Source organism: Psychroserpens mesophilus (assembly GCF_000826645.1).
GTDB classification, from domain to species: domain Bacteria; phylum Bacteroidota; class Bacteroidia; order Flavobacteriales; family Flavobacteriaceae; genus Psychroserpens; species Psychroserpens mesophilus.
The window spans coordinates 1-10,291 of record NZ_JXJP01000005.1; the positions used below are offsets into that span (position 1 = coordinate 1).

Below are 10,291 nucleotides of genomic sequence, written 5' to 3' on the forward strand. Positions count from 1 at the left end.
AGTAATTAATTATACACGGTGTTAGGCACAGTATTTTATTCATATTTAAATTCCGAATATTCGTATTCAGCTTTATTATACTCTTTCGCAAGTTGGTCAAATCGATTATTCTTTTTATCACTACCAAACCTACAGAAAACAGATTCTAAATTTTTATTTTCCAAAACTGGAATTAAGTTTTCAGGTTCTTGATTTTCCGCAAGTACATATATAAATTCCTTTAATTTAGGTGCGTTTTTTAATGAATTTAGATTCGTCAATCCTTTTAAGTTTTCAAGATAGATTCTTCTCAATGAGGTAGAGTTTTTAAAATCAGGCAGTTTATCCAATTGTTTTAATGATTGAATAAATAAATTTTGAAGTGTATTAAGTTTTGATACAAATGATAAATCAGATAAATTTCTAATTTGCCAAAGTTCCAAGTATTTTAATTTTGGTAAAGTCGTTAATGCGTCAAAATTTTGAGTTCCACCTAATTTAATATCTACAGACCATAATTCTTTTAAATCGGATAAGTAATCAACGTTTTTGGTTGAAATTGAACGTAAAATTACCTTTTCCAATTTCTTTAATTCTTTTATTGATTCTATGCCTTTTTGCTGACCTTCTAAATAAAGATATTCAAGCTCGGTAAACCTTGAAATACTTGATATTTTAGGTTTTTTTGATTTAGTTTTTTGAAGATATAGTTCTTTTAGATTTGGATTAATACTTTCAAGAAAGTCAAAATTGTCAAGGTTATAAATTCCAACGCCAAGTTCTTCGAGGTTATTTAATTCGGTAACGACTTCTATTCCCTTAGCATCCATTAAACAATCTGCTGAAAATTTTCGTAATGACGGAATTTTTTTAATGAAAGTTAAATCACAGTTCTCGCCATAATGTCCATAAACTCTCAAAGAAATATCAGGTCTATTAGAGAAGACAATTTTTTCCAAAAGGTCAATTTCATTATTCGATAAAGGACTTGCAAATTGAATCGATTGCGTTTTTTTATTAGAAGCAAGTTTTTCCAATTCCCTTTTTCTAATACCTTTGGAAATCTGATATTGTCCTGTTATTTCGTTAACTGTTTGTACGCTCATTTGTCATATTGTGCCTAACGTGTACGTGTATGGCTAGTTGCGTTGGCGAGAACTAAGTTAATAAAAGAAACCGAACCATTAGGAAAATCCGCTAGGATTTTCCGAGTACACACAGATTAGCAATTAGTTATACACGTTGTTGGCAACTGTATTGTTAATTTTCGTAATCTAGTTTCATTATCATACTGTCTTTTTTTCGACTCCCAAATAATATTACTGCTTTGCTATCAATTAATTTGGATTCTGTTACATAATAATTCACGTCAGCTTTTTTGTCAGTTAACTGTTTATATTCAAATTGCCCTTCATTGTTAAAGTTTACTGAAAACAAATTCAGTTTTTCTAATGCGTAAGGTTTTGATGATTTTTTATCAAAACTCATTTCATCTAAATCCAATGTGCTATTGAAAAGTAAAATCAAATTATTTTTTATAAAAAAGGGCTTAAATGATGATTGAGAATTTCTTGCAAGGTGTTGACTTTTGTCAACTAAACGACTCCATTTTAAATTTCCATCAAGTGTTAGGTTAACAACAGCAACATCATCAAAAGCAAAACTATTATTTAGACTAATTCGAATTTCTCCTAAAAGGTAGATATCAGATTCGTTATTTATGAATAAATCAGTTACTACAAATGAAGCTCCAACTTTAGAATCAATTGCACTAAATCCTTTTTTCTTTTGTTTTTTACTTTGGTCTTGCTCTAATAATTGATTGGAATATTGAATAGCCTTTTCATTCAATAGTTCTAAATCGTTAGAAAATTTTGAATAAAATATTCCACCCTTTTCTTTTTTACTATCAGCGAAATAAAACCCAATACAATAGAAGTTATCACCTTTTCCATTAATAGCTAGAGTTTTTAGGGTTTTATTCTCAAAATCAAAATCTTTGATTTTATAGTCATCTTGTCCAACTGATTCTAATTTAAACCCATTTCCAAAACTTCTGTTTAAAACTATTAGTTTCTTATGTTGACTGTTTATAAAACTGCTTTTATATTGAAACTTTTCATTATTTTTATTCCACGTGTGAGTGTGTTTTTTTTCATAAAGAAGTTCATAATCTGAATTGAAAAACAACACTAAAATTGATTTTGTTTTTAAACTATTTATTCGAGATTCAATCGATAAGGAAACATATTTTTTATCATCTGACACATCGATTCTACCAAGTTTTGCGAGAGAAGAATTTTGGCTAAAAAACCTTTCTATTGTATTATGATTTGATTGGTTTAGCGAGTATAACAATTTACTTTTTTTGCTAAAATCATCTGTATTTATTGTTATTAAATTGTAATCAATTTTGTTTTGATTCGGCTTGTTTTCTTGAATTAGTAAATGTAATCTGCTATCAACTAAAGATACATTGTGCAATGCGCTATTAGGTGCTTCTATTACTAAATCTTTAATTAAATTTAACTCATCGTCTAAAATAGATATAAGATAACCAGGACCTTCTTTAGAGTTAAAATCTTGAATATTGACAATACCGTTTTGTAGAGCAAAGGAATATTGAATTTCATAAATTCCTAGTTTGGAAGATTTTTTAATCGTTTTTTGAGCGTTTAATAAAAAAGAACAAAAAATAAAAACTGTAAAGAATAGTATTTTTTTCATAAATAGGTTATTGTTTTAGTTTGTAAATAGTCACTTATTATCATTTTTAGCAATGTCCTCAAATATTGTTGCCAACGTGCTTGTGTATGATTTGTGCGATTGGAAATCCGTAGATTTTCAGTCGATGCAAATCATATAGTTAAATATATAAATTTTTAATTGAAGTAGGAGTGAAGCATGAATTATACACGTTGTTAGGCACTGTTATTTTTCCAATTCAATTTCTCTTACGAACAAATTAATATATCTAATAAACATTTCTTCATGATCGTCTTGTTCTTGACTAATTCCAGAAATAAGATATTTATCCTTAACTGTATCTACTGAAAACAGAGAGTATGAATGCATAGTAAACTCATTATTGTATTTATAATATCTTTTATCATTATTATCATAATTCCAAATAATTCCTTTTTTCAAATCTAATTTTGCAATCCATGGTCTTTTCGATGAATCTCCTACAACTAATAAACTTTTATCATTTAAGAATTCAAAGTCATTTACTTTATATGTGGTAAAGTATTTTTTTTCTAAATCTTTTTTTGTTGGTTTAGATGAATATCCTCTCAAGGATTTATTGTGCTCAATTTTTCTTGGTAAACTAAATTCCAATTTATCAATAATCTCGATATCATTATTAAATTTAATAACAATCAATTTCTCATTTTTATTATCAAATTGGCCAACTGCAAAAAGAAACTCTTTGTTTGACTTTAATTTTTTTAATTTATGATTTATCCAAGTTTTTTTTCTTTTTTTACCATTTAGATTAGAACTATATAAAACAGACTTAGAAGATGAATAATATTCATGAGCCAAAATATAAATTGATTCATTGTGAACAATAATTTGTTTTGGTGGTAAAAAATCAAACTCAAAATTTACATTTTGTCGATAACTTTTTTTCCACAAAACTGTTCCATCATTATCTATAGCTAATTGACAAATGTATTTTGAATAGAAAAAATGACCAGCTAAATAAATTTTATCTTGATCAAAAGTTATAGCATCAAATGTCATATATTCTTTACTGAAGCTTGATGCGTAGTCATTATTCCAAACCATCTTTCCATTCAGGTCAAACTTTGTAATCTCACTACCACAACTAAAAATGATATTGTCTTTTAAATCAACTATTATTCTTTGCCTTGCACAAGTAGAAATTTCTTTTCGCCAAATTGTCTCTCCTTTTGAATCTATTTTAACTAGAGTTCCGTTTTGAGATAAAATTACTTTGTCGTTGTTTGAAAATTGCGCGATTTCGATTGGTGGATTCTTTGAAGCGTAATTCGATGAATTATGAGTATAGGTATCAATATCTAGATTCCAAGACTCAGAAATTTGACCTTGAACACTAAAAGTCAGAAGTAATATTAATATGTTCAAGGTGTTTCTCATAATTGTGCCTAACGTGTTTGTGTATGATTTCGTTGCGTGTTTCAGCAACTAATTTAGCAAATACAAACTGAATAGAAAATCCGCGAGGATTTTCGTAAGTAAGTCTTTACTAGCAATGAATTATACACGGTGTTACATGCTGTATTTTACTCAATGCACAAATACCCAACCTTCAAGTCGAATTATTTCATGAGGTTGAATACATCTTATATTTTCGAATCCGCAGATATGTGGGATTTTAAATTTTCTAGGATTTTGAGTTCCATCCATTTTTTCCATGCTTACAACTCTCATATTATTAGTGATTCCTTGAGCTATAACATAAACATCTGCATAGCTATGTCCAATTCCAACATCAATTCCTGAAAAGTCTGGATATTTGTTTATTAAATCAGCAACCAGTGCTTCCAATTCATCTGAAGAACTAAGAGTAAATAAACCCTCTCTTTCTTTACACCATTGATATAACTCGTCATCCTGAACTGATAATTCCTCCAAGACTTGTGATGGAAAACCTAGTCTTCCTTGGGTAGCAAGTTTCTCAAGTCCTTCCCAAAATGTTGGATGAGAATCTGGTGGATACCAGAAGTACCAGCAGTTAATAAGAACGTTTGTGTCTAAGCAATATGTCATTTAGTTCCCAAAGGCGTATTCAGAGCCTTTGAATCGCTTCTCAAACTCCTTAAGGTTAGACATTTTCATATTTAGTATGGATGATAAATCACGAATACTAATTGCATTAGAGTAATAGCTGTCAAATGCTAAATCTGGTAATAAAGTACCCATCCTAGCAACAACATTTCTATAATAATCTCCTCCAGAACCTTTCTCTGCTCTAAATGAATCATAAATTTCGGTTAGTTCTCTAAAATCTTCATTTGATATCAGGTTTTGTTCTTTTAATCTGCGAAGTAGAGCAGAACCACTTACCCAATATCGTTTAATTAATCTGTCAACTTTTGCACTTGAATTAATAGTTCCAATCGTTTTACAAGTAGCAATTAGATCATTAGTCGGAACGAGAAAATGAGCTGAAAATTTATTACACCAAATTTCAATTTCGTTCGACGAATCATAGTCTAAATGATTATGTACTATCGACTCACCAAGTAATAAATGACCAACTTCATGAAATAAAGTAAAAATTCTACCACCAACAGAATCATTGGAATTTATGGTTACAATTGGCAAAAAATCTTTGTAAAGAGCAAAACCTCTAGCTTCATTTAAGTCAACCCTTTCAAGTTGAAATACTAAAATACCATGCTTTTCTAATGTTTGCCTCCAATTCTTTAGAGCTTCAAATTTACCTCTGTATCTTAACTGTTCACTAATATTTATGTTTAAAAATTCCCTAAATTCATTTGCTACATCTGAAGGCGAATTATTAATTGATGATTTAAAATTGAAAGTTGGAAATTCTATTTCCATTCTTTCTATTAACTCGCTAATAATCTTTCTTCTTTTAATGCATTCATTTACTTGTTTAGAAAACTGAAAAGAATCTTCTTCGGATGTATAACCTGGAAGTCTTCTCATTTCTAATCTTGAATTATCTCCTATTGGTGTATTTTTAAGATAAAATGCAGTAGCAGGAACTTGAAGTTGAATTGAAAGTTTTTGTAACTGTTTGTGGCTTGGTAAAGACTCACCATTTTCCCATGCAGTATACATTGCCAAGGACGTGCCAACTCTTCTTGCAATGAGTTCAGGCTCAGCGTTGAGTTGTTCTCTTGCCCAAATCAGGACTTCTGGATTGATATGTGGTCTACTTTTACTCATTAGTTATGGTCAGCAAAATACAAAACTGAATTCATTATTATGATATTGTTATGAATTTTTCTGAATATTGCATGTAACGGTTTTGTGTATGATTTGTGCGACTTAGAATCCGTAGGATTTTCAGTTGCAGCAAATCAGTTGCTTAAATATAAGATTTTTATTTGAAGAATAATGTAAGCATGAATTATACACATTGTTACCTACTGTAGTGCAGAACGAACCGTTGGATAAGACAGAACATAGCAAATACAGAAGAGCAACCGAATCAGAATGCTTTAACCGACTTAAACAAACAAGCGCAAGAATCCGCTACTTTGGCAAAAGGGAAAAGATCACAATAGCATTTAGGTTGCGACACAAGAAAAACACGAACGCCTTTTTTTGAAAAGAACGAATCAGAACGCCAAAGCGTTTAGTTCTCAAAAAAAGGATCTTTCCTATGAATTTTGTAGAAATCAGAAAATCTTTAAAGCTAGTAAATCAGTTTGGTAAAAAAGTAACAATGTTGATTTTGCACTATTGTTGGTAACGGTATTGTGTATGATTAGTTGCGGAAAAGGACGCGAGTCATTTTCCGTTAGCCTAAATATAATTAATAAGATTGAATTTCCGATAGGGAAATTCGGTCGCAATTAATTATACACGTTGTTATTTACTGTGCCGACGCATAAGAGTAATCAAATTCTGCTTATCGATAAAGTTAGGAACAATAAAAAACGAGAAAAGCTAAACACGGTTTTGCTTTTACCAATTAATAGCTAAAAGTGTTTTTTTTCAAACGCTTTGTAGCATTTTCCTTTTTAATAAAAAATTCTAGAATAGTTTTTTCGAATATGGTTGCTTAAAATTCAAAAAAAAATCGAAAAAATAACACCAGGTTTTTTTATTTGAGTTGATGAATCCTAAAATTCAGAAAATCCGTTTAAGTAAGTAATTCCGCAAGTTTCGTCAATTACATTTCACGGACAAAAACTACAAGATTTCAATTACAAATCCGATAAAAATTCAGAGTATGAGTGAGCAAATAATTCAAAGTTTGAGTAAGTAATTCCACAAGTTTCGTCGATTACTTTTCAAGGACGAGTACTGCAAGATATCAATTATAAATCTGGGAAAAATACAGAGTAAGAGTGAGCAAATAATTCAGAGTTTGAGTGAATTAAAACCTACATGCTTTGGAGATTTATAATTTTCAGCAAAATTGGTCTTGGAGGCATTGTATATAACGGTTTAGTGTATGATTTGTGCGATTGAGAATCGATAGATTTTCATTCGTTGCGAATCATAGTGTTAAATATAAGAATTTTCCAATGAATTAGAATTAGAGCATGAATTATACACATTGTTACCTACTGTAGTGCAGAACGAACCATTGGAAAAGACAGAACTTAGCAAATACAGACAAGCAACCGAAACAGAATGCTAACCAAATCTTTAATAAACAAGCCCAAGAATCCGTTAATTTGGTAAAAAGAGAAAGACCATAATAGCATTTAGGTTGCGACACAGGAAAACCACGAACGCCTTTTTTTGAAAAGAACGAATCAGAACGCCAAAGCGTTTAGTTCTCAAAAAAAGGATAATTCCGATGAATTTTATTAAACCTTAAAAACTTTGTATTAGTAACTCAAGTTCAAAGGATGTAACTCTGATGATTTTTGCACTATGGTTGGTAACGTGATTGTATATGGTTTGTTGCGTGGTTAAGCAACTAAGTTAACAAATAAAAACCGAATAGAAAATCCGCGAGGATTTTCGTAAGTAGGCTAGAACCAAGCAATAAATTATATACAGTGTTAGCACCAGTTTTTTCATTCCTTAATTCCAAATTTATTCCAGAATTCAATCACATATCTTGATGATTCGTCAATCTCCATATATTTATCTTTTGCGAATTCATATTTGTTTACGAAGGAAATTATAGAAACACAATTTATTACACGTATATTATTTAAAGTAGTAATAGTGGTTTCAGCATTAAATGAATCTGCTTTGCTCATCTTTCCTTCGTTAAGTTGAATCATCGCAATAAATTCAGAGTGGGCATAATTTGAATATAGTTTGTAAACCTTTTCAAATAAATCCGTTTTCAATATGCTCTGTTTTAAAAGTTCAGACCAACTCATAATTCTAGGTAAACCATACTTGTCCAATTTCCACAGTTGCTGTTGTTTTAACTTCGAATAATAAGGACTAGTTTTGATGGTCTTTTTTAATTCATTTATTTCCGTTTTTTCTTTTTCCATTTTAGACAAAAACTTTTCATTTTTTGTTTTTCCAAAATCTTGTCTTGCCATAAAACCTGAAATTCTCCACAGATTATATCTGAATATTTGTTCTTCTCTTGATAAATTATTGAAGTATAAATATTCTAAAGTCAAAAAGGATTCAATTACTGACCTTGTTAATATGTAAAGGGATGACCTGTCAATAATTAAGGGTCTCTCTTTTCTGTTTAATATGCCAAATTCAATGCCTTTCGATAACTCTAATATGCTTCGAGAAGTAAAAATTATTTTGATTAAAAGAGTCTCCTGATATACTTCGCCGATGTCCAATTTTGGCTTGGCATCATAAAAAGACTGCACTACAAAAGCATTCTCTTGCAAAATTTTTTCGAGACTTGGAATTAAAGAAGAAAGATTTAAACTATTCGCTTCGTTTATAAGAGTTTTTATTTTTTCTTCATTATTCATATTCTCATTATGTCCAAATTGGTGCTAACGTGTTCGTGTAATGATTAGTTACGGAAAAGGATGTTAGTCGTTTTCCGATAAGTTACTAAGTTAATTAATTTCGAGGATTTTCCGATAGGGAAATCAGTAGTAATTAATTATACACGTTGTTGGCAATTGTTACACTAGAAATCATATGGTAAAATGAAATTGTCAAGTTTTTCTTTCTCAATTATTACTTCACATTCATTGATGTCAACTAATTGTTTTATAAAATTTAAACTTGCATTTGGATCCTGATAGTAAATTCTAGTTTTTCTTCCTTGCAACCTTTTGAAAAGCTCTTTGTCAATTTCTTTATTAAAATTAGGAAATGAATAACCTATGATAATTAGAATGTCAGTTTCGGAAAAAATTCTTAGTGCTTCATCTCTTGTTTTTTGCGCAATCGGATTTTTCTCCCATGCATAATTTATATGGTTTGACAAACTAAAACCATTATTTCGATGTGAATTATACAAAAAAGATAAGCTATCAACAATTTCATTTATCCCTTTAGATTCAGTTAAATCTAAGAAATGTTCTTCTCTCTCTTTGACGTTGTAAAAACCATGATATCCATTTAAATGACAAATATCTAATTCTTTATTGTCACTAATTCCAGCCCTAAAATTCAAATTATTACATATAAACTCCCAACTTAAATTATCTTGATTAAACGATTTAAAAGCGTATTCTAATTGTAAATCATAATTCCAACTTACAAATCTAATATTTTCTTTTATTTTGATTTCAACAGAAGATTTGCTTTCTAAAATAGAAGCGAATAAAGAAATATATCTCTTGTCTATTTCTTCAAAAACATACTCTTTATCTTGAATTTTTCTTGACTTTAAATTTCTATCATTTGTAAGTTGCCATATAGTAAAGAAAACACTAACAGATAGCTTTAATCTACTTAGTTCTTTGAATGAGGCATTTAAATGAAGCTTTTTTGCATAAGTATCTATGGTTCCAAATTTATTAGCCTTTAATCCAAAATATCCAATATCCCAAATAATTTCTTCTGCGTGTTCAACTAAATCAGTTGGTTTGGTTATGAAGAATCCTGTGTTTTTCTTGAAATATTTGCAAGCAACCTCAATCATTTTATTCCCTTGTTCAGTCCAGATAGGACAGGATGAATAGCTTGCTCCAGCACCTATAAAATAAGTTATTTTCGGTTTTTTCAAGGTCATATATTAATTTAAAAAGTAATTATTGCCAACGGTTTTGTGTATGATTTGTGCGATTGGAAATCCGTAGATTTTCAGTCGATGCAAATCAGTTGTTTAAATATATGAATTTTAATTGAAGAAAAATGTGAGCATTAATTATACACAGTGTTACCTACTGTAGTGCATGACAGGTTTTTGGTAAGCAGAGAAAAGGCAAACACAGAGAGCAACCGAATCAGAATGCGATTCACAGACTTAAGTTAACAAGCCCAAGATTCCGCTACAATGGCAGAAAAGAAATGATCACAACTGCATTTAGGTTGCACTTAGGAAAACCACAAACGCCTTTTTTTGAAAAGAACGAATCAGAACGCTAAAGCGTTTAGTTCTCAAAAAAAGGATAATTCGGATGAATTTTATTAAACCTTAAAAACTTTGTATTAGTAACTCAAGTTTAAAGGATGTAACTCTGATGATTTTTGCACTATGGTTGGTAACGAGTTTGTATAAGGT

Annotated in this window: 7 protein-coding genes; all 7 read right to left on the bottom strand. The window is 29.9% G+C overall.

Annotated features, from left to right (window positions below; all coding sequences use genetic code 11):
- Positions 1–35 precede the first annotated feature (35 nt).
- The gene (locus TD18_RS06185; RefSeq protein ID WP_052461064.1) at positions 36–1,085 is read right to left on the bottom strand and encodes a leucine-rich repeat domain-containing protein; all 1,050 of its coding nucleotides are present in this window, start codon (positions 1,083–1,085) and stop codon (positions 36–38) included.
- 154 nt (positions 1,086–1,239) lie between these two features.
- The gene (locus TD18_RS06190; protein WP_040250050.1) at positions 1,240–2,706 is read right to left on the bottom strand and encodes a hypothetical protein; all 1,467 of its coding nucleotides are present in this window, start codon (positions 2,704–2,706) and stop codon (positions 1,240–1,242) included.
- 204 nt (positions 2,707–2,910) lie between these two features.
- The gene (locus TD18_RS06195; RefSeq protein WP_152611318.1) at positions 2,911–4,092 is read right to left on the bottom strand and encodes a hypothetical protein; all 1,182 of its coding nucleotides are present in this window, start codon (positions 4,090–4,092) and stop codon (positions 2,911–2,913) included.
- 162 nt (positions 4,093–4,254) lie between these two features.
- On the bottom strand, positions 4,255–4,737 hold the full coding sequence (locus TD18_RS06200) for a DUF4411 family protein (RefSeq protein ID WP_040250056.1): 483 nt from the start codon (positions 4,735–4,737) through the stop codon (positions 4,255–4,257).
- On the bottom strand, positions 4,738–5,886 hold the full coding sequence (locus TD18_RS06205; RefSeq protein WP_040250059.1) for a helix-turn-helix domain-containing protein: 1,149 nt from the start codon (positions 5,884–5,886) through the stop codon (positions 4,738–4,740).
- Between the two features lie 1,811 nt (positions 5,887–7,697).
- Entirely contained in the window at positions 7,698–8,582 is an 885-nt protein-coding gene (locus TD18_RS06210; RefSeq protein ID WP_040250062.1) for a DUF5677 domain-containing protein, read from the bottom strand.
- A 164-nt stretch (positions 8,583–8,746) separates the two neighbouring features.
- Positions 8,747–9,799 (bottom strand): hypothetical protein, encoded by a 1,053-nt coding sequence (locus TD18_RS06215; RefSeq protein ID WP_040250064.1) that lies wholly within the window; start codon positions 9,797–9,799, stop codon positions 8,747–8,749.
- Positions 9,800–10,291: the final 492 nt, after the last annotated feature.

Bases quoted from the DNA above. Each gene is read 5' to 3' on its own strand.
- TD18_RS06205 (WP_040250059.1), bottom strand. From the start codon at position 5,886: ATGAGTAAAAGTAGACCACATATCAATCCAGAAGTCCTGATTTGGGCA.
- TD18_RS06210 (WP_040250062.1), bottom strand. From the start codon at position 8,582: ATGAATAATGAAGAAAAAATAAAAACTCTTATAAACGAAGCGAATAGT.
- TD18_RS06190 (WP_040250050.1), bottom strand. From the start codon at position 2,706: ATGAAAAAAATACTATTCTTTACAGTTTTTATTTTTTGTTCTTTTTTA.
- TD18_RS06200 (WP_040250056.1), bottom strand. From the start codon at position 4,737: ATGACATATTGCTTAGACACAAACGTTCTTATTAACTGCTGGTACTTC.
- TD18_RS06215 (WP_040250064.1), bottom strand. From the start codon at position 9,799: ATGACCTTGAAAAAACCGAAAATAACTTATTTTATAGGTGCTGGAGCA.
- TD18_RS06185 (WP_052461064.1), bottom strand. From the start codon at position 1,085: ATGAGCGTACAAACAGTTAACGAAATAACAGGACAATATCAGATTTCC.